This is a genomic window from Nonomuraea deserti (assembly GCF_004348685.1).
GTDB classification, from domain to species: Bacteria; Actinomycetota; Actinomycetes; order Streptosporangiales; family Streptosporangiaceae; genus Nonomuraea; species Nonomuraea deserti.
In genome coordinates, this window is the sequence record NZ_SMKO01000200.1 from 1 (window position 1) to 19,931 (window position 19,931).

General features: G+C 72.2%; 14 protein-coding genes. 6 read left to right on the top strand and 8 right to left on the bottom strand.

Translation table 11 applies throughout. The features are described 5' to 3' along the window. Positions 1 to 467: 467 nt before the first annotated feature. Together E1292_RS41980 and E1292_RS41985 are read right to left on the bottom strand one after the other, a co-directional pair. Positions 468 to 1,319 carry an ABC transporter permease gene (locus tag E1292_RS41980; RefSeq protein ID WP_246090704.1) on the bottom strand — a complete coding sequence of 284 codons (852 nt, stop codon included), beginning with the start codon at positions 1,317 to 1,319 and terminating at the stop codon, positions 468 to 470. Then, positions 1,316 to 2,161 (bottom strand): ABC transporter ATP-binding protein, encoded by an 846-nt coding sequence (locus E1292_RS41985; RefSeq protein ID WP_132604895.1) that lies wholly within the window; start codon positions 2,159 to 2,161, stop codon positions 1,316 to 1,318. The genes E1292_RS41980 and E1292_RS41985 overlap by 4 nt, the downstream gene beginning before the upstream one ends. Positions 2,162 to 2,321: 160 nt before the next feature. Between E1292_RS41985 and E1292_RS41990 the strand changes: the two genes are divergently transcribed. From E1292_RS41990 to E1292_RS42010, 5 genes are all read left to right on the top strand, one after another. Further along, positions 2,322 to 3,038 (top strand): ABC transporter ATP-binding protein, encoded by a 717-nt coding sequence (locus tag E1292_RS41990; protein WP_132604897.1) that lies wholly within the window; start codon positions 2,322 to 2,324, stop codon positions 3,036 to 3,038. Beyond that, entirely contained in the window at positions 3,035 to 3,757 is a 723-nt protein-coding gene (locus E1292_RS41995) for an ABC transporter permease (protein ID WP_132604899.1), read from the top strand. The genes E1292_RS41990 and E1292_RS41995 overlap by 4 nt, the downstream gene beginning before the upstream one ends. Before the next feature lie 29 nt (positions 3,758 to 3,786). Continuing rightward, entirely contained in the window at positions 3,787 to 5,058 is a 1,272-nt protein-coding gene (locus E1292_RS42000) for a sensor histidine kinase (protein ID WP_132604901.1), read from the top strand. 7 nt (positions 5,059 to 5,065) lie between these two features. Beyond that, positions 5,066 to 5,701 (top strand): response regulator, encoded by a 636-nt coding sequence (locus tag E1292_RS42005; protein ID WP_132604903.1) that lies wholly within the window; start codon positions 5,066 to 5,068, stop codon positions 5,699 to 5,701. A gap of 178 nt (positions 5,702 to 5,879) precedes the next feature. Beyond that, complete coding sequence (locus tag E1292_RS42010; protein ID WP_132604905.1) at positions 5,880 to 8,360, top strand: PEP/pyruvate-binding domain-containing protein; 2,481 nt, start codon at positions 5,880 to 5,882, stop codon at positions 8,358 to 8,360. 91 nt (positions 8,361 to 8,451) lie between these two features. On the opposite strand, the gene E1292_RS42015 is transcribed toward E1292_RS42010, so the two are convergent. Continuing rightward, positions 8,452 to 9,423 carry a methyltransferase gene (locus tag E1292_RS42015; RefSeq protein ID WP_132604907.1) on the bottom strand — a complete coding sequence of 324 codons (972 nt, stop codon included), beginning with the start codon at positions 9,421 to 9,423 and terminating at the stop codon, positions 8,452 to 8,454. Positions 9,424 to 9,602: 179 nt separating this feature from the next. Here E1292_RS42015 and E1292_RS42020 point away from each other — a divergent pair, with 179 nt between their 5' ends. Continuing rightward, the gene (locus E1292_RS42020) at positions 9,603 to 10,787 is read left to right on the top strand and encodes an RNA-guided endonuclease InsQ/TnpB family protein (RefSeq protein WP_132604909.1); all 1,185 of its coding nucleotides are present in this window, start codon (positions 9,603 to 9,605) and stop codon (positions 10,785 to 10,787) included. A gap of 61 nt (positions 10,788 to 10,848) precedes the next feature. Here E1292_RS42020 and E1292_RS42025 read toward each other — a convergent pair whose 3' ends face one another. The 5 genes from E1292_RS42025 to E1292_RS56355 are packed head-to-tail and all read right to left on the bottom strand — an operon-like array spanning position 10,849 to position 19,907. Continuing rightward, a complete protein-coding gene (locus E1292_RS42025; protein WP_132604911.1) occupies positions 10,849 to 11,592 on the bottom strand; it encodes a thioesterase II family protein in 744 nt (247 codons plus the stop codon). Continuing rightward, positions 11,589 to 12,623, bottom strand: a complete 1,035-nt coding sequence (locus E1292_RS42030; protein WP_132604913.1) for a Gfo/Idh/MocA family oxidoreductase — start codon at positions 12,621 to 12,623, stop codon at positions 11,589 to 11,591. The genes E1292_RS42025 and E1292_RS42030 overlap by 4 nt, the downstream gene beginning before the upstream one ends. Beyond that, positions 12,620 to 13,846: a saccharopine dehydrogenase NADP-binding domain-containing protein gene (locus E1292_RS42035; protein WP_165975015.1), complete on the bottom strand. Its 1,227-nt coding sequence runs from the start codon at positions 13,844 to 13,846 to the stop codon at positions 12,620 to 12,622. Before E1292_RS42035 ends, E1292_RS42030 begins: the two co-directional genes overlap by 4 nt. After that, positions 13,843 to 19,230 carry a non-ribosomal peptide synthetase gene (locus E1292_RS42040; protein WP_246090705.1) on the bottom strand — a complete coding sequence of 1,796 codons (5,388 nt, stop codon included), beginning with the start codon at positions 19,228 to 19,230 and terminating at the stop codon, positions 13,843 to 13,845. Before E1292_RS42040 ends, E1292_RS42035 begins: the two co-directional genes overlap by 4 nt. Then, positions 19,227 to 19,907 (bottom strand): non-ribosomal peptide synthetase, encoded by a 681-nt coding sequence (locus E1292_RS56355; protein ID WP_132604917.1) that lies wholly within the window; start codon positions 19,905 to 19,907, stop codon positions 19,227 to 19,229. The genes E1292_RS42040 and E1292_RS56355 overlap by 4 nt, the downstream gene beginning before the upstream one ends. Positions 19,908 to 19,931: the final 24 nt, after the last annotated feature.

A 19,931-nucleotide genomic window follows, 5' to 3' on the forward strand; every position in this document is an offset into this window, starting at 1 on the left:
CTTCTGCGGCGCGCGGGTCCCCACCCCTGCGCCCATGTCCGGGTCCCTTCCCTGGCGCGCATCCCTGCGCCCTTCCCTGGCGCCCTTCCCTGGCGCGCATCCCTGGCACGCATCCCTGCGCCCTTCCCTGGCGCCCTTCGCCGGGGCCTTCGCTGGGGCCTTCTCCGGCGCTCACGCCGGCCGTGGGGCTCTGCCCGGCCGGTGGCCACGTCCCCGCGCGAACCGCACCGCGCCAGGCCGTCCGGCATCAGGACGCGGCCCGCATCACGACACCGCCGCCGCGTCGGAAGACGGCGCCGCATCCCGATCAGGACACCGCGCCGCGTAACGCGCAACACCGGTTCATGCGGCCGGACACGAGTATGACGGTGGCGTCCTCAAGGACCCGCCACCGTCACCGAGACTCGTCCGCGCCGTGCTCCCCTCCCCTCGTCCGAAAACCCGCGCAATCCTGTCCTGCCGTACGGTCAGCTGTCCTTGGCGGTCCAGCGGAACGTCTTCATGCACAGCAGCAACGCTCCGACGCACCAGGCGGCGAGCACGAGGGCGATCATCGGGAGCTGCCACGAGCCGGCCGGTTCGAGCGCCGCCGCGTGCTCGGGCAGGAACACCGAACGCATGCCCTGGGTCATCCACTTGAGCGGGAACAGGGACGCGATGAACTGGAGAAAGGCGGGCACGTCGGAGAAGGGCATGTAGACGCCGGAGATGAACTGCACGATGAGGAAGGGCAGCGTGATGATGGCGTTCGCGCCGCGTGCCGACTTCGGCAGGCTGCCGACCGCGATGCCGAGGAGGGTGCAGGCCACGCCGCCGAGGAGGAGGACCCAGGCGAGGGTCAGCCACCGGTCGAGCGTTCCGGGCACCTGGACGTCGAACATCAGCACGCCGACCACGACCAGGAGGGCGACCTCGGCGACCATGCACACGAGGACCTGGATGACCTTGCCGCCGAAATAGGCGATCCGCGGCATGGGCATGCCGTAGAGCCGCTTCAGCGTGCCGTCGTGGCGCTCGAGCGCGACGTTGATCCCGAGGTTCTGGAAGGTCGTGCCCATGATGCCGGCGCCGATCATGCCGGCGGTGAGGATCTGGGCGCCGGTGACGCCGTTGAAGTCCGGCTTGCCTGACTGCATCGCGCCGAGCAGCATCAGCATGATCGCCGGGAGCGAGAAGATGACGATGAACTGTCCCTTGGTGCGGAAGAAGCTCTTGAGCTCCAGCGCACCGCGCTTGAGAACCAACCGGCCGGCGCTGGGCAGGGGCGCCGCCGTCGCGGCGGCCATCCGTGTCGGTGGTCTTGACAACGTGGTGGTCACGAGTGATCTCCGATTAGGCCGAGGTAGACGTCTTCGAGAGACGGACGTGTCACGGTCAGCTCGGGGATCTCGCCGTCGAACTGGCCGCTGAGCTCGGCGACGACCTGCGTCGGCGTCGCCGTCTTCACGCTGTGGTCGCCGTCGGCGGTGGTCCAGCTGACGGTCGCCATGGCATGCGAGCGCCCGGCCAGCGTGGCCGGCTCGCCCAGCGCCACGACCTTGCCCTGCACGATCACGCCGACCCGGTTGGCCAGCGCTTCGACCTCGTCCAGGTAGTGCGTGGTCAGCAGGATGGTGGTGCCCTCGTCGGCCAGCCGGGAGATCAGGCTCCAGAACTGGCGGCGGGCCTCGGGGTCGAACCCGGTGGTCGGCTCGTCCAGGAACAGCAGTTCCGGGTTGCCGAGCACGCCCAGCGCCACGTCGACCCTGCGCCGCTGGCCCCCGGAGAGGTTGCGCGTGCGGGCGTTCGCCTTGCCGGCGAGCCCGACGAGTTCGATCACGTGCTCGGGATCGCGGGGCCTCGGGTAGTAGTGGGCATAGTGATGGACCATCTCGCGCACGGTCATCTCCGCGGCGTCGGTGGCCGACTGCACCACCATCCCGAGTCGGGAGCGCCACGCCCGGCCGGCCACGCCGGGGTCCTCGCCGAGCACGCTGACCTCGCCGGCGTCACGCCGGCGATGGCCTTCCAGGATCTCAACAGTGGTCGTCTTGCCTGCGCCGTTGGGGCCGAGGAGCGCGAACACCTCGCCACGGGCGATATCCAGGTCAACGCCGTCGATGGCGACCACGTCGCCGTATCGCTTGCGCAGCTCACGCACGCGCACCGCTGTATCGCTCATGCATTCAGAGTTGGGGATCAGCGCCGCGTACGACACCCCTATTTAGCGTTTCACCTGGTCGGAAAGCCAATCCGCAGGTCGGACCCGGAATCGTGAGGCTGACCCCCTATCAACCGTTCGGGGGATGTCGCATGCGGCGGATCCCGATGATTCTTTAAGCATGACAGTCATCGAAATCGAGGGCATGAGTAAAGCCTACAAAGGCCGCCAGGTGCTGACGGACGTATCCCTGCAGGTGGAACGTGGCGAGATCTTCGGCATCGCCGGCCCCAACGGAGCGGGCAAGACCACCACCGTGGAGTGCATGTCGGGCCTGCGCGAGCGGGACGGCGGCGTCCTGCGGGTCCTGGGCCTCGACCCCCAGAGCGACCGTCGCGAACTGCTCCCCCGCATCGGCGTCCAGCTCCAGGAGGCCGCCCTGCCGGACGCGCTCAAGGTGGGCGAGGCACTGAAGATGTACGCGTCCTTCTACGACAAGCCCGCCGACTGGCGCAAGCTCATGGACGAGTGGGGCCTGACCGACCGGCAGCGTTCCAGCTTCGCGAGCCTGTCCGGCGGTTGGAAGCAGCGCCTGTTCATCGCGCTGGCCCTGGTCGGCAACCCGGAGGTCGTCTTCCTCGACGAGCTGACCACCGGCCTCGACCCGTCCGCCCGCCGCATGACGTGGGGCCTGGTCCGCGAGGTCCGCGACCGGGGCGTGACCGTCGTGCTGGTCACCCACTTCATGGACGAGGCCCAGGCGCTGTGCGACCGCATGGCGATCATCGACCAGGGCCGCGTCATCACCCACGGAACCCCGGGCGAGCTGATCACCCAGGGCCGCACGGAATCGCTCGAGGACGCTTACTTCGCACTGACGGGAGGGCAGGCGGCATGAAAGGCATCACGCAGGTCATCGCGGTCGAGCTCAAGCTGATCATCCGGGATCCCATGTCGGCGTTCTTCGCGCTGGCCTTCCCCACGATCATGATCTGGGTCAAGCTGCGCAGCGGCAAACCCCTTCCCGGCGGGCTGCCGTCGGTGGACGCCAACGTGCCGATGCTGAGCATCTTCGTCATCGGGCTGGCCACACTCGTCATCCTGCCGGCCACCCTGGCGCAATACCGGGAGCGCCGGGTGCTGAAGCGGCTGCTCGCAACCCCCGCGTCCCCCGGCATGCTGTTCGGCGCCCAGTGGATCGCCCACATGCTGATGGCCCTTCTCGGCACGGCGCTGCTCATCGCCATCGGCGCCATCGGCTACGACCTGTCCGCCCCCGCCGACCCGGGAGTCGTGGTCCTGGCGTGGGTCCTCGGCGCGCTGAGCCTCAGCGGCATCGGCTTCCTGCTGGGCGCCATCGTCCCTTCCGGCCGCACGGCCACCGTGCTCGGGCTGAGCGTCTTCTTCCCGATGGTCTTCATCTCCGGCGCGGTGATCCCCCGCGAGTCGATGAGCGGCTCGATGCGGGCCATCGGCGACATGCTGCCCATGGCCCCGGCCGTGCAGACCATCCGCAACGGCTGGGAGGGCCACGCGGCCTCCCCCGTGGCGATGCTGGCCATGGTGGGAATCTGCCTGGTCACCGCCGGTGTCGCGGTCAAGGCGTTCCGGTGGTAAGCAGTGCCCGCCGTGAAGGGTCGGGATCGGTGGTCGCCTCCACCGGACCCGGCCTTTCGCGTTGGGACCGGGTCTGGCCCGCGCTCCCCTACCTGTTCATCCTGCTGCCCGCCGCCTTCTCGCTCGCACAGAACTGGCGGCTCGAGACGCTGGTGCTGGCGTCGTTCGCGATGGCCTGGCACTGGTTCCTCATCGGCGTGCATCCCGACTGGACCAGGCACCCGGTGGTGGCGCTCGTCTACTTCGCCGTCCTGCTCGCAGCCATCGGGGCGCTGGTCAGCATCGACTCGGTCTTCACGGTGACCGGCCCCGCGGCGTTCATCCAGTCGTTCCGGCTGCTGCCCCGGTGGTGGGCCTACGGCGGGGTGGCCGCGACGGCCGGCGTGCTGGTCTCCATGCGGCCGGAGGCCGGGCGGAGCCCTGGCGAGATGCTCTTCTCCTTCCTGATCGCCGCGTTGATCGCCTCCGCGATCGGGCTGGTCATCCAGACCATCTCCGACCAGAACGAGAGCCGCAAGGTGATGATCGAGCAGTTGCGGGAGACCGGCGCCAAGCTGGCCGCGCTCGCCGAGGAGAACGCGAGCCTGCAGGCCCGGCTGCTGACCCAGGCCCGCGAGGCAGGAGTGCTCGGCGAGCGGCAGCGCATGGCCAGGGAGATCCACGACACCATCGCCCAGGGGCTGACCGCCATCGTCACCCAGATCGAGGCCGCCGAGGAGGCGATCGACGACACACCGGCCGCGCTCGCCCGGCTCGACACCGTACGTACCCTGGCCAGGGAGAACCTCAACGAGGCCCGCAGGTCGGTGCAGGCGTTGCGGCCCGCGCCGCTGGCCGGCTCGCATCTGCCCGCCGCCGTGCGGGACGTCGCCGACAGGTGGTCGGAGACGACCGGCGTGGTCGCCTCCCTGTCGGTCAACGGCGACGCCCGGCCGCTGCACGCCGAGGTGGAGATCACGCTGTTGCGGGTGGCGCAGGAGGCGCTGTCCAACGTCGCCAAGCACGCCTCGGCCGGACGAGTTGCTCTCACCCTGTCGTACATGGAAGATGTCGTGGTGCTGGATGTACGCGACGACGGAGCCGGATTCGTCCCCGGGCCGCCCGACATCTCCTCCCACGCGCCCGCCTCCGAGGCAGGCGGCTTCGGGCTCATCGCGATGCGCCAGCGCGTGACCAGGCTGGCCGGGGACTTCGAGATCGAGTCGGCGCCCGGCGAGGGCACCGGCATCTCCGCGACCGTGCCTGCCATCCCCGCCGACGCCGTGTCCGAACCGTCCGACCGCCTCAGAGACGCCGGGTGACAGACACATGCCGATTCGCCTGATCATCGTGGACGACCATCCGGTCGTCCGCGACGGACTGCGGGGGATCTTCACCGACGACGAGTTCGAGGTGGTCGGCGAGGCGGGCGACGGCTTCGAGGCGCTGGCGGTGGTCCAGCGCACCAATCCCGACGTCGTGCTCACCGACCTGCGCATGCCGAAGATGAACGGCGCCGAGCTCATCCGCCGGCTGCGCGAGCAGTCGCCCGGCGTGCGCGTGCTCGTGCTGACCACGTTCGACAACGACGTCGACGTGCTGCCCGCCATCGAGGAGGGCGCGACCGGCTACCTGCTGAAGGACACCCCGCGCGCCGAGTTGCGCAGCGCGGTGCAGGCGGCGGCGCGCGGCGAGACGGTGTTGTCGCCGTCCGTGGCGGGCGTGCTGACGCAGAAGATCCGCGCGCCGCAGCAGCAGATGCTCAGCCGCCGCGAGCTGGAGGTCCTGTCGCTGATCTCCCGGGGGGCGACCAACCGCGACGTCGCCAGGAAGTTGTTCATCACCGAGGCCACCGTGAAGACGCACCTGCTGCACATCTTCGCCAAGCTCGAGGTGAACGACCGCGCCGCCGCCGTCGCGGTGGCCTATGAGACCGGCCTGCTCAGGCCCGGGGCCGACGGCTAGTTAAGGGCGCCTAGGGGTGGGCCGCCCACCGGCGATTTCGTACCGTTGAAGAGGCGGCCGTTCCTTCTTTTCCCTTTTCACAGCGACGAGTCAGGTGATGTGTCAGAGCCTGGCCTCCGGCTTTCCTTTCCCTGATGAGCGTCTTTGGCCTGCCGCCGAATCGGAATGGAGATCGCGTATGAACACGCTTGCCCTGGCTGATCCGAGGGCCGAACTCGACGTCGTCGGCGGAAAAGGCGAATCGCTCGCCCACCTGGCCAGGGCGAGCCTGCCGGTGCCGGCGGGCTTCCACGTCACCACCAGTGCCTACCGCGCGTTCGTGGACCGCCACGGCCTGCGCGACGCGATCCTCACCGGCGACGCCGGGCAGATCCAGGCGCTGTTCGCAGCCCGCGAGCTGCCGCCGGAGATCGCCGGCGACATCCTGGCCGCGTACGCCGCACTGGGCGACGAGCCCGCGGTCGCGGTGCGGTCGTCGGCGACCGCGGAGGACCTGCCGGGGATGTCGTTCGCCGGCCAGCAGGACAGCTACCTCAACATCCGCGGCGCCGCGCAGCTCCTCGACGCGGTCAGGCGCTGCTGGGCCTCCCTGTGGACCGACCGGGCCATCGCCTACCGCGACCGGCACGGCATCCCGCGCGACGAGGTGGCCATCGCCGTCGTCGTCCAGGAACTGGTCCCCGCCGACGCCGCGGGCGTGCTCTTCACCGAGGACCGCGACCGGCTGACCATCAACGCCGCGTGGGGCCTGGGCGAGGCGGTCGTCGGTGGCCTGGTCACGCCCGACACGATCACGCTCGACCGCGCCGGGCGCACGGTCGTCGACGAGACGATCGCGTCCAAGACCGTCATGACCGTGCGCACGCAGGACGGCACCCGCGAGGACCCTGTCCCGCCCGGCCTGCGCGACGAGCCCGTCCTCACCTGGGCGCAGGCCGAGCGGCTGGCCGAGCTCGGGATGACGATCGAGGAGCTGTACGGCCGCCCGATGGACGTCGAGTGGGCGCTGCACGACGGGCGTCCCCACATCCTCCAGGCCCGGCCGATCACCGGCAGGCGCGAGGTGTGGAACGACTCCGTCAAGGGCGACTACCTGTGGAGCAACGGCAACCTGGGCGAGGCCATCCCCAGCGTCATGACGCCGTGCACCTGGTCGCTCGTGCAGGCGTTCATCGCCGAGATCATGGTCGTCGGCGACCTCGGCGGCCACCCCATGTGCGGCAACATCGGCGGCCGCGTCTACATGAACATGAGCGTGAACGCCTCCCTCGGCAAGGCCCTCGGCATCACCAAGAAGATCAAGGCCACGCAGGAGCCGGTCTACGGCAGGCTGCCCGAGGGTGTCGAGACGCCGCTGCTGCCCATGACGCGCTGGCAGACCCTCAGGGCGGCCAGGCCCATGCTGGGCGGCCGCCGCGAGATCCAGAAGCTCGTGGAGCACATCCCGGCGTACATCGCGGACGCCGAGCGGCGTACGGAGGAGATCCGCGCCGCGATCGCCGTCAGCGACGACCTGGTCGCGCTGTGGGAGAGCGACGTCGAGCCGAGGTTCGACGAGTGCAACCGCATGCTCGCCGCCGCGGCCCGCCAGGACGCCGGCTCGCTCATCTACCTCGGCGCCCAGCTGGCCGAGCTGGTCGGGGAGGCCGACGCCACCGTGCTGATGTCCGGCATCCAGTCGGGAGAGGGCCGGCTGGAGAGCCTCGGCCCGCTGCTCGGCCTGGCCCGGCTCAAGCGGGGCGAGATCTCCCGCGACGAGTACGTCCGCTCCTACGGCCACCGCTGCCCCGACGAGTTCGAGGTCTCGGTGGCCCGGCCCGTGGAGGACCCGGCGTGGCTCGACGACCAGCTCTCCGGGCTCACCGTCGACCCGGCCGAGCTGCTCGACCGCCAGATCGAGGCGAGCGAGGCCGCCTGGCGGCGGTTCCGCGAGCGCCACCCGAGGAAGGCCGAGAAGTTCCGGCACAGGATCGACCGCTGGGAGGCCATCGTCCGCTCCCGCGAGGAGACCCGGTCGGAGATGATGCGGGGCTTCTGGATGGTGCGCGACTTCGTGGTGCGGGCCGGGGAGGTGACCGGGCACGGCGACGACCTGTTCTTCCTGACCATCGACGAGATCATCGACGTGCTGCGCGGCTCCGCCCGGCCGCTGACGCGGGTGGCCGGACGGCGGGCGGCGTACGAGCTGTACCGGTCGCTGCCCCCGTACCCGGGCATCATCCGAGGCCGGTTCGACCCGGAGCGGTGGGCCGCCGACCCGGGCCGCCGCGGCGACGTGTTCGACGCCGCCGCCACGGTGGTGCCCCCGTCGCAGACCATCAGCGGTTTCCCCGGCGCGTCGGGCGTGGTCGAGGGGACCGCCCGGGTGCTCGGCTCCGTGGCGGACGGCGAACGGCTGGGCGAGGGCGAGATCCTGGTGACGACCGTGACGAACGTGGGCTGGACGCTGCTCTTCCCGCGCGCCGCGGCGGTGGTCACCGACGTCGGGGCGCCGCTGTCGCACGCCGCGATCGTCGCGCGCGAGCTGGGCATCCCCGCCGTCGTCGGCACCAGGAACGCCACCATGCTGCTGCGGGACGGCGACCGGATCCGCGTCGACGGGAGCGCCGGCACCGTCGAGGTGATCCGGGAGCGGGCCGGCGAGCTCGTGATGAGCTGAACGTCGGGGGACGCGACAAGGCGCCGGGCTCAACGGGGAGCCCGGCGCCTCACGCGTGTCCGCACATGTCAGCGTTTCAGGGGTCAGCGTTTCAGCGGGTCGCGGTGAGCATCCGCATCCCGAGCGGCAGGTCGATCAGCCGGCCCGGGGTCAGGTCCGCGTCCTCCAGCAGCGCGCGGTACTCCTCCTCGGTGCGCTCCCGCCCTCCCGTCATCACCATCATGTGCAGGTCGAAGGCGAGCGGAACGTACGAGCCGCGGCCGACGACGCGTTCGATGATCAGCAGTTCGGCGCCGGGCCCCATCGCCTTGGCGCAGTTGGCCAGCAGGCCGGCGCAGCGCTCGTCGTCCCAGTCGTGCAGGATGCGCGAGAGCAGGTAGACGTCGCCGCCGTCCGGCACGCAGGAGAACAGGTCGCCGGCGGCCAGCTCGCACCTGTCCAGCACCCCCATCCGCGACAGGTGCCCGGGCGCGGCGGCGACCACCTCGGGCAGGTCGAACAGCACGCCCGTGGCCTCGGGGTTGCTCCGCAGGATCGTGCCGAGCAGGGCGCCCGTGCCGCCGGCGAGATCGACCACGCGGCGCGGCCCGGAGAAGTCGTACGCGTCGGGGACCCCGCGGAAGAAGGAGGCGCCCGCCGCCATCCCCGCGTTGAACACCGACGCCTTGCCGGGATCGGCCGCCAGGTGCGCGAAGATGGGCTCGCCGTGGACGTGCTCGAACGCCGGCTCGCCGGTGCGTACGGCCTGCTCCAGGCCGTTCCAGGCGGCAGCGAAGGAGTCCTCGCCGTAGAGGGCGGCGAGCGGGCCCAGGTCGTCGTGGCGCAGCCGCGCCCCCATCGGGGTGAGCCCGTATTTGCCGTCGTCGGCGTCGGCCAGCCCCACCCCTTCCAGCAGGCGGAGCAGGCGGTGCAGGGCCTCGGGGTGCGCGCCGACCTCGTCGGCGACCTCACCGGGGGTCAGGCGGCGCCCGGCGAGCGCGTCCACGACCCCGAGCCGGACGGCGACGAAGGTCGCCTGCGCCACCCATCCTCCGGTGAGGATGCGCATCAGCTCTTGGTCCATCAGATCCTCCCGAGGGGACCGTCGCCTTGAGGCGACGGGGGAATCGGAAACGGGAGGGCCGCCAAGGCCCGAGCGTGCCCTGACCTGTCAGGTCTGCGCATCACGGATGTCCTTCCGGTTTTGTCGGCGACAGCCGATATCGTGGTGGTGTCGTTACCGAGCGTGATGGGAGAAGGGGTGTGCGCAGGTCGTTCAGATTCCTGCTGCGCCCCACCGCCCGGCAGGCGGCGGCGCTCCCGGCGTGCCTGGAGGACCACCGCATGCTGTACCACGCCGCTCTGGAGCACCGGCGCACCGCCTATGCCAGGGCGGGCGTGAGCGTCCGGTACGGCAAGCAGCCGGCCGAGCTGAAACACATCCGTGCCGACGACCCGGACGGGCAGGCGCGTTGGTCGTTCTCCTCCCAGCAGGCCACGCTGCGACGGCTCGACAGGGCGTTCCGCGCGTTCTTCGACCGCGTCAGGGCCGGACGCACGCCGGGGTTCCCGCGTTTCAAGGGGCGCGGCCGGTTCGACACGGTCGAGTGGCCCAAGGACGGCGACGGCTGCCGGTCGGACTCCCAGCCCGGGCACCCGACCGTCGCCTACGTGCGCCTTCAGGGCGTCGGCCACGTCCGCGTCCACCGGCACCGCACGGTCAAGGGCCGGGTGAGGACGATCGCGGTGAAGCGGGAAGGCAACCGGTGGTTCGTGGTGCTGTCGTGCGACGACGTGCCCGCCGAACCGCTGCCCGCCACCGGCGCGGTCGCGGGGATCGACATGGGGGTGGCCTCGCTCGTCACCACCTCCGACGGTGGCCGGGTGGCCAATGCGCGCCACCTGGCCGCCACCGCCGGCCGTCTGGCCGACGCCCAGCGAGACCTCGCCCGCAGGAAACGGGGCTCCCAGCGGCGGCGCAAGGCGGTGACCCGCGCCGCCGCGCTGCACGCCAAGGTGCGCAGGCAACGTCTGGACGGCGCGCACAAGGCCGCGCTCGCCCTGGTCCGCACCTATGACGTGATCGTGCACGAGGACCTGCGGATCGCGAACATGACCCGCTCGGCGTCCGGCACGATGGAAGCCCCTGGCCGCAACGTCGCCGCCGAGTCCGGCCTCAACCGGAGCATCCTGGACGCGGGCTGGGGGATGTTCCTGACGATCCTCGCGCACAAGGCTGAAAGCGCCGGTCGCACGCTGATCGCGGTGAACCCCACCGGCACCTCGCGCACCTGCGCCCGCTGCGGGCACAGTGCGAAGGAGAACCGCGTCACCCAGGCCGCGTTCGCCTGTACGGCGTGCGGGCATGCCGCCCACGCCGACGTCAACGCGGCCATCAACATCCTCAGGGCAGGGCTTGCCCTTCGCCGGGCTGCGGAAGCGGCTTAGCGAGAAGCCACTCCCTTCAGGGAGCGGAGGAGTCACCGTTTCCTTCCTAGGGGTCAACGGGTCAGGGGGTGGAAGCCCAAGCCGTCGTGACGGCGCGGGACAACTCCGCGATCACGTCGTCCTGGCGTGGCACCAGGTAGAAGTGGTCGCCGTCCAGCGCGCGGACGGTGCAGCGGGCCCTGGTCAGCTCGCCCCACCGCGCCGCCTGCTCCGGCGTGACCTCCGGGTCGTCGCCGCCGAGCAGCGCGGTGACGGGGCAGGCGAGCACGCCGCCGGGGCGGTGCCGGTAGGTCTCGTCGAGCCGGTAGTCGTTGCGGATGGCCGGCAACGCCAGCTCGCGGATGTCGGGGTCGGCCATGAGCTCGGGCTCGACGCCGCCGAGCCCGACGATCTCGTCGATCAGCTCGTCGTCGGAGCCGGCGCGCGTGTCGCCGGGACGGTGCTCGTGGGGCGCGTGCCGGCCGGAGGCGAACAGGTGCGTCACGCCCCTGCCCCTGGCCTCCAGCGTGCGCGCCACCTCGTACGCGATCAGCGCTCCCATGCTGTGCCCGAACAGCGCGACCGGCCGGTCGAGCAGCGGCGCCATCGCGTCGGCGACGAGCCCCGCGAGGAGGTGGGCGTCGTCGACGAACGGGTCGGCGCGGCGCTCGCCCCGCCCCGGGTACTGCACGGCGCGCACCTCGACGGAGTGCGGCGCCGCAGCGTGCCAGCCGCGGTAGAAGCTCGCCGAGCCGCCGGCGTGGGGGAAGCAGAACAGCCGTAACGAGGCGTACGGCCTGGGCTGGTAGCAGTGGAACCAGTTCATGCGAACTCCGTGGCGGACAGGGGGCGGGGTGCCGTCTGGACCAGCAGCTCGGGCCGGCCGATCGCCGCGGTGGCGTCCTGCCACAGGCGGCTGAGCGTCAGGTGGTACTGACCCTGCCGCAGCGGGTCGCGGCCGTCCTCGGCGGCCTCGCGCAGCCCGGTCAGCGCCCGGCGCACGCCGTCCGGCCACACCGAGGTGACGATGTCGGCGAACGTGGGCGCCTGCGCCGGCCCGATGGTGGTGGCGCTCGGCAGGCGCAGGTGGTCGGCGCCGGTGTCGAAGCGGTCGTCGGCGTCGCGGGCGACGTACATCCGCGGGGTCCACACGATGGGGCCGTGCGTGTTGACCAGCGTGAGGTTGCCGCCCTCGGTGCCCACCGTGATGCGGTGCAGCAGGTGGAGGTGGGCGTCGGGGTCGTTGGGCGCGATCTGGTTCTGCACCCGGAGGGTGAGGGGCACTCCTCCGACCGTACCCGTGACGCACGAGAAGGGCATGCCCGGGGCCGTGGCGGTGAACGTCCAGGGGCGCAGGCCGCCCAGGGCCTGGCCGAGGATGTCGAACAGGGCGTAGGCGACGTGGACGCTGCAGGCGGCGTCGACGTAGAGCGGCTTCTGGAGTTCGCGCAGGCGGCGGGCGGCCTCGATGAAGCGGCGCACGGGGTCCAGGTGGACGTACAGGGTGTTCACGTGGTGCACCGCGGACGCGGACCTGGCGGTGCGCAGGGTGCGGGCCAGCTCGTCCGCGTGGACCGGATGTTCCTGGAGCACGTGCACGCCCCGGGACAGCAGCGCCGCGGCCAGCTCGCTGCCCTCGCCGCCGACGACGCCCGACCGTACGACCACGCAGGCCAGGTCCGCGATCTCGGGCACCTGGTCGGGGTCGGTGACCAGCGGGACGCCGTGCTCCCTGGCGTACGCGGCGGACCTGGCGCTGCCGCGGGCCAGGATGCCGGTGAGCTCGAAGGGGCAGTCCCGCATGGCCGACAGGTAGATCTGGCCGAACTTGGTGCCGCACACCACGACTCGTTTCACAGCGCGCCCTCCTCGAAGGCAGGCGCGGCCAGGTCGATGGGAGCGACCGCGTCCGTGATCTCGGCCGTCGCCACGCCCTCGAGGTCCGCCAGCATCCTGGCCGGGTCGAGCACGGCGTCGGCATGGTGCAGCCCCTCCGGGACGTCGCCCGCCAGCACCGCCCGCGCGGCGTGGGCGGCGACGGCGGCGGTCAGCGCGTAGGAGTCCGCGGTGCGCACCACGAGGGTGCTGGTTCTGGTTCCGGTCCCGTGCGCGCCGGTGAGCTGAAAAAGCAGGACATAGTACGGTGTGCGCCCGGCCAGTTCGAGCTCGGCGACGCGGGCCAGGTCGGCGGCCGACGTCGCGGTGCTCGCGGTGGCGAGGACGCGGTCACCGGTGATCACGTTGTACCAGCGGGCCTCGGCCAGCCCCAGGTCGGCGGCGACCCGTTCCGCCTCGGCGCTCAGGTAGGGGTAGGCGGTGACCGGGCCGGGGAAGTAGGGCAGCTCGACGTCGTGCGCGGGGGTGAGGGCGCGTGCGACCTTGCCGCCGTCGCGCCACCCGGCCAGCGCCGCGCCCTGCTCCTCCTGGCCGGCCAGCAGGAAATCACCGGCCGCCGCGGGGGTGAGCCGGTCGAGGCCCCCGGTGTAGACATCGAGCCGGAGCGGCTGCCCGTCCCGCACGTCCAGCCCGAGCGACTGCCCGTCCCGCACGTCGAGCTCCAGCGGCTGCCCGTCCCGCACGTCGAGCCCGAGCGACTGCCCGTCGCCGCCGCTGGGCCCGTTGCGGGGGAGCGTGGCCAGGTGGCGGGGCAGCAGTCCGGTCAGGCCGGGGAGCATCCCGGCGGAGATCACCGCGGTACGGCCGCCGGTACCGGTCGCGGACAGCCCGGCGAAGGACGCGGCGTCGCCGGCGGCGTCCACGTAGTCGGCGCCTGCCGCGAAGGCGGCCCGTGCCACCCGGTCCCGCAGCAGGTAGGAGGGTCCCGCGCAGCTGACCACGACCTGGCAACCCCGGCAGAACCGGGCGAGCGCTTCCGGGTCGAAGGCGTCCACCTGCCACGCCTCGCCCTCCCCGCCCAGCGCGCCGGCGACGAACCGGCGCGCCGCCGCACCGTCGCGCCCGCCCACCCGCACGCCCGAGGCCGCGGGCGACCGTCCCGCCGCGTTGTTCGCGGCGCGGCCGGTGAGGAGGAGGGCGGTGGTGGCGCCGACCGCTCCGTAGCCGCCGAGGATGCCGATCACGCGGTCGTCCCGATGATCAGCTTGGCCACTGCGGCGGCGTGGCCCTGGTCGAGGCAGGTGAAGTGGTCGCCTTCGACGTCGCGTACGGCGAGCCGTCCCAGGCAGAGGTCCTGCCAGAACTCCGTCATGTCGTCCTGGAGGGTCGGTACGAGGTTGGTGACGCCGCTCTGGCGCAGGAACGTGATGTCGCCCGCGTACGGCTCGGGGTCGTAGTGGGTGACGGCGGTGAAGCTCTGCTTGAAAACCCGGTAGGCGAGGTCGACGCGCTCGGGCGGGTGGTCCAGGCCACGGGCGACGGCGGCCAGGCGGTCGGCGGGCGAGGTGGCGGACAGCTCGGCGAAGCGGTTGCCGATCGCGGCGAGGCCCGGGTCGGCGGAGCCGGCGAGCGCGGCCAGGGCGCCCTCGCGCACCTGTCCTGGCGAGGATTCCAGCACGGTCCTCAGGGCGCGGGCCAGGTCCTCCTCGGGGTAGCCGAGCTGGACGGGGTCGAGCCCGCACGCCTGGGCGAAGCCGTACTCGAGCATGAGCTCGTCGCCGATCCGGTAGGGGAAGCGGGAGCTGCTGATGACGGTGAGCTCGTCGACGGTGGCGCCGCCCTCGGTGAGCCGGCGGGCGACCTCGGTGGCGATCAGCCCTCCCATGCAGTAGCCGATGATGTGGTAGCTCGGCGCGTCCTCCTTGAGCAGGACCTGCGCGTACGATCCGGCCAGCGACTCCACGGCGGCGGCGGGGTCGAGCTCCAGGTAGTGTCCCGCGTCGTTGATCACCAGGCCGAGCAGGGGCCCGCCGGACAGTTCCGGGGAGAGCGCCCGGTAGGGGGTCAGGGTGCCGGTGCCGTCGTGGAGCAGCACCCGCACCGGGCCGTCGCCGCCGGCCAGGCGCACCAGCGGGCTGACGTTCGTCCTGGACAGGCCGCGGTCCCGGTCGTCGCGGGCCTGGCGGAGGTGGGCGGCGAGCGCGGCGACGGTCGGCTGGTTGACGAGCTGGCGGACGAGGCTGTCCCAGTAGAAGTTGTGCGCCTCGGGCAGCTCCTCGCGTACGCGCCCGGCCAGCCGGGTGACCAGCAGGGAGTCGCCGCCCAGCGCGAAGAAGTCCTGGTCCCTGCCGACCTGCCGGAGGCCGAGGAGTTCGGCCCAGAGCGCGGCGAGCCGCCGTTCGAGGTCGTCGCGCGGCTCCTCGCCGGCGGGCGTGCTGTCGCCGGCCGTGCGGGGCAGCAGGGAGCGCAGCCGCGCCCGGTCGATCTTGCCGTTGTCCGTGAGCGGCAGCTCGTCGACCACCTGGACGTGGGACGGGATCATGTAGTCGGGCAGCCGCTCGCCCAGGAACGCCCGCAACTCCGCGAGGTCGACGTGCTCCCGGTCGGCGGGGAAGCGGGCGGCGAACACGCACTGCCCCAGCGAGGCGAGCGGGTCGTCGGTCCCGGGGAGGCAGGCCATGGTGGTGGCGCCGGCGGCCGCGAGCAGGTCGAGCCACTCCTCGCGGGCGACGAACGTACGGTCGCGGCCCTGGCGCACGTCGGCGTAGTCGTGCGGGTTCATCAGGAACTCCATCGAGCTCATGATCTGCACGTGTTCGCGGGTGGTCTCGATGAACACCAGCCACCCGCCCGGCGCCAGCAGCTCACGGAACCTGGCGAGCACGGCGGCGGCGTCGTGCGAGTTGTGCAGGACGTTGGCGCAGAGGATGACGTCGAAGGAGTTGGGCTCGTACCCCTGGGCGCGGTAGTCGGCGTTGATGTCGAACAGGCCGTAGCGCACCCAAGGGTGCTCGGCGAACCGTTCGGCGGCCTGGCCGAGGAAGAACCGCGACAGGTCGGTGAACAGGTATTCGACGTGGTGCCCGGCCAGCTCGGGGATGAGCTCGGCGCTGGTACCGCCCACGCCCGCCCCGGCCTCCAGGACGCGCAGCGGCCCGCCCGCGTGCCGCTCGGCGACGCGGCCGATGACGGCGCGCACGATGCGGTTGACGTACCTGCTGAGCACGTTGTCCTTGTAGGCGCCCTCTGCGGTCTCCATCTCGCCCTCGGGGAACAGCAGCCCGCGGGCGTCGAGCTCGCCGCGCATCAGCTCGGGCAGGTGCGTGGTGCTGACGCGCAGGAATCCGATGAGCTCGGCGCCGTAGTCGAGCCCTTCCGTGAGGCTTTCGACGCGGTGCCAGAGCGGTTCGAGGGCGGCGGGCTCGCGCAGGCCGTGGTAGCGGCCGGCGTCGTCGCGGCCGAGCCGGCCGCGCTCGTGCAGCGCGGCGAGCCAGCGCCGGACCAGCCGGTGGTGGTCGGGCGCGACCCTGGCGGTCTCCAGGATCTCCGCCAGGTCGTGGCCGCCGTCGTCGGCGAACAGCCCGGCCGCGCGCAGCGCCGCCGCCATCGAGGTGAGCGCGATCTCGTCGAGCGTCTCGGCGACCGCCACCACGCGCGGCAGGTCGACGCCGTCGAGCGCGGCGCGGGCCGCCGCCTCGGCCGCGGCGGCGACGTCCGGGTCGTCGCCGCCGCTCTCTTCCTTCCTTACGGCCTGCGCGAAGCCGACGAGGCGGCGTTCGAGCGCCCTGTCGCCGTCGACGATCACGGTGCCGGCGGCGACCGCCGGGTGCGCCTGCAGCGCGGTCTCCACCTCGGCCAGCTCGATGCGGTGGCCGCGGATCTTGACCTGGGAGTCCTCCCTGCCCAGGAACTCGATGGTGCCGTCTGGCCGGTAGCGGCCCAGGTCGCCGGTGCGGTAGAGACGCTCGCCCGCGTGCTGGACGAACCGTTCCGCGGTCTTGGCCTCGTCGCCGAGGTAGCCGATGGCCACGCCGGCGCCGCCGATGTACAGCTCTCCCGGCACCCAGTCGGGGCTGGGCCGCATGGAGGCGTCGAGCACGTGGAAGCTCTGGTTGGCCAGCGGCCTGCCGTACGGGACGCTCACCCAGCCGGGCAGCGGGTCGCCGATGGGATGGTGGATCGACCAGATGGCGGCCTCGGTGGCGCCGCCCAGGCTGATCACGTCGATGCCCGGCAGCCGGCGGCGGACCTGGCCGGGCAGCGCCACGGGCACCCAGTCGCCGGACACCATCGCCAGCCGCAGCTCGGGCAGCTCGGCCGCGGGCTCGGCGTCCAGGTAGTGCTGGAGCATCTGGAGCTGCGCGGGCACGGAGTTCCACACGGTGACGGCGTGCCTGGCGGCGAGCTCGGCCCAGTGCGCGGGGTCTCCCCTGCGCGCCGGGTCGGGCAGCACCAGCGCGCCGCCGGTCGCGAGCGGCCCGAAGATGTCGTAGACGGACAGGTCGAAGCCCAGGTTGGCGAGGCCGAGCACGCGGTCGTCCTGGCCGACGCCGAAGCGGGTGTTGATGTCGTCGATGGTGTTGCGGGCGGCCTGATGGCTGATCATCACGCCTTTGGGCACTCCGGTGGAGCCGGAGGTGTAGATGACGTACGCCAGGTCGCCCGGCCGTCGCCGGGCCCCGGGCGGCGCCGCCTCGACGGGCTGCAGGGTGTCGACCGCGATCCAGCCGTCCTCCGCGCGCCACGACTGCGTGAGCACCAGGCGGGCCGATGCGTCGGCGAGGATGCGGTCACGCCTAACGGGCGGCTGGCCGGTGTCGACGGGCAGGTAGGCGCCGCCGGCCATGAGGATGCCGAGCACGGCGACGACCTGCTCGGCGCCCTTGTCCATGACGACGGCGACGATCTGTCCAGGCTCGTGACCGGCCGCGCCGAGCGCCCGCGCCACCGCCGTCGCGCGGCCGAGCAGTTCTCCGTACGTGAGCGAGCCCTCCGAGGTGACGACGGCGGTGCGGTCGGGTGTGCGGCGGGCCTGGGCCACGACCTCGTCGTGCAGCAGCCCGTCGGGGAGCGGCGCGGCGGTGGCGTTGGCCAGGGCGCGGCAGCCGGCCTGGGCGGCGGGCAGGCCGACGGGGGACGCGGCGGCCCACGTCTCCTCCGCCGACAGGTCGTCGAGGAGCGCGGCGAAGGCGGCGAACATGTCGTCCACCAGCCCGTCGGGGAGGACGCCCGCGCGCACGTCCCAGTTGACCAGCAGCGCGCCGCGGTGCTCCTTGACCTGGCAGTCGATCCACACCTGGGGTGTCTGGCTGATGCCGTACTCGGGTCTGCCGTGCTCGGCCTCGTCCTGGCCGAGGCCGATGGCGCTGGTGAACACCACCGGCATCAGCGCGGCGTCGCGACCGCGCCTCCTGGCCAGCTCCCGCATGACCTCGATGCCGCCGCAGCGGCGGTGCTCCATGTCGGCGAAGAGCTGCTCGCCGATGGCGCGGGCGCGGTCGGCGAAGGGCAGGTCGGGCGTGGTGTCGACGGCGAGCAGGTTGAGCGTGGTGAAGTCGCCCACCACCTGGTCGATCGACGGGTGCAGGGGCGGGCGGTCGAGCAGCGTCAGGTTGAGCGTGAACCTGGGCCTGCGGCTCCACCGCCCGATGACCTCGGCGTAGGCGGCCAGCACGGCCTGCGAGGGCGTGGTGCCGGCCGCCGACGCCCTGGCGCGCAGCCGGGCCCACTGTTCCGGCTCGACCCGGCTCTCCCAGCGCTGGAACCTCGCTTCCGCCTGCTGGTCGAGCGCGGGCAGCTCGGGCGCCGGTGGCAGGTCGTCGACGCGGGCCCACCAGTAGGCGCGGTCGCGGTCGTACCGGCCGCTCTCGCGCTGCGCGCGCAGGGCCAGCACGCAGTCGCGGAAGCCGACCGGGACGGGCGGCAGGTCGGCGCCCGGGTTCTCGTGCAGCTGGTGGAGCTCGCCCAGCAGCAGCTGGATGCTGACGTAGTCGGCGATGAGCAGGTCGATCGAGGCGTGCAGGAGCGCGCCGCGGTCGGTGAGCGAGATCCGCAGCTCGAACAGGGGCCAGCTGCCCGCGGGGTAGAGCGTGTGCGCCATCTCCTCGCGGATGGCGGCGAGCCGTTCCTCGGGGTCGGTGCCGCGCAGGTCGCTCACCTGCACGTCGTAGGCGGGGACCTCGGCCAGCACCTGCTGGTGGCCGTCGGGGTGGATCACGGCGCGGAGCATGTCGTGCCGCTCGATCATGGTGCGCCACGCCGCCTGGACCCGCTCGGGGTCGAGCTCGGGGAAGGCGACCTCGACGTAGCCGTGGCAGGCGACCCCGCCGTAGCCGAAGGCGTCGTTGCGGCCGAGCAGGTAGGCCTGCTGCACGTCGGTGAGGGGGAAGGGGTCGAGGCGATGTCCCGGGTCGGGGCGCACCGTCTCGGCCTCGGCCTCGCGCCGCAGGTGGGCGATGATCTGGGGCTTGGCGCCGAGCAGCGCCGCGCGCCGCTCCTCGGTCAGCGCTCCCTTGGGGGCGCGGAAGCGCAGGCCGCCGCCGTCCTCCCACAGTCGGATTCCCGCCGCTTCCATGTCGGCGATCAGGTCTCGTACGGTCGGCTCTGGTGCGGCCGGTGCCTGGGTCACAGCACGCCCTCCTCTTCGGTGTCGTCCGTCGTCAGGCCGATCGCCTCGGCGCAGTCCGCGATGGTGGGAGTGGTGAAGAAGCGGCGCAGGGACAGCTCGGCGCCGAGCCTGCGGCGGACGATCTCGGCGAAGCGGGTGGCGAGCAGCGAGTCGCCGCCGAGGGCGAAGAAGCTCTGGCCACGGCCCGGCGGCGGGATCTCCAGGAGCTCGGCCCACAGCTCGGCGAGCTGCTGCTCCACGCCTGGGCGTGGTGGGTCGTCGCCGTCCGGTGGTGGCTCCGTTTCAGTGGCGAGCGCGGATCTGTCGATCTTGCCGTTGGCGGTCAGCGGCAGCTCGTCCAGCACCGTGATCGCCGGCGGGATCGCGTATCCCGGTAACCGGTCGGCCAGGAACGAGCGCAACTCCCCCGCATCCACATCGCCCGGAGTGACGAACGCGGCCAACCGGCGCTGCCGCCGATCCCCCACCGCCACCGCCACCGCACGCCCCACCTTCGGGTACGCCTCCAACGCGGCCTCGACCTCACCCAACTCGATCCGATGCCCGCGAATCTTCACCTGATGATCGGCCCGCCCCAGGAACTCCAGCGTGCCATCCGGCCAGTACCGGCCCAGATCCCCCGTCCGATACCAACGCCCGCCCGCAGCCTCCACGAACTTGACCGGTCTCTTATACACATCGGACGCTGCCGACGACTAGTC

What these genes read in the sequence shown, in the direction of transcription:
- E1292_RS41985 (WP_132604895.1), bottom strand. Translation starts at nt 2,161, where the DNA reads ATGAGCGATACAGCGGTGCGCGTGCGTGAGCTGCGCAAGCGATACGGC.
- E1292_RS41990 (WP_132604897.1), top strand. Translation starts at nt 2,322, where the DNA reads ATGACAGTCATCGAAATCGAGGGCATGAGTAAAGCCTACAAAGGCCGC.
- E1292_RS41995 (WP_132604899.1), top strand. Translation starts at nt 3,035, where the DNA reads ATGAAAGGCATCACGCAGGTCATCGCGGTCGAGCTCAAGCTGATCATC.
- E1292_RS42005 (WP_132604903.1), top strand. Translation starts at nt 5,066, where the DNA reads ATGCCGATTCGCCTGATCATCGTGGACGACCATCCGGTCGTCCGCGAC.
- E1292_RS42010 (WP_132604905.1), top strand. Translation starts at nt 5,880, where the DNA reads ATGAACACGCTTGCCCTGGCTGATCCGAGGGCCGAACTCGACGTCGTC.
- E1292_RS42015 (WP_132604907.1), bottom strand. Translation starts at nt 9,423, where the DNA reads ATGGACCAAGAGCTGATGCGCATCCTCACCGGAGGATGGGTGGCGCAG.
- E1292_RS42025 (WP_132604911.1), bottom strand. Translation starts at nt 11,592, where the DNA reads ATGAACTGGTTCCACTGCTACCAGCCCAGGCCGTACGCCTCGTTACGG.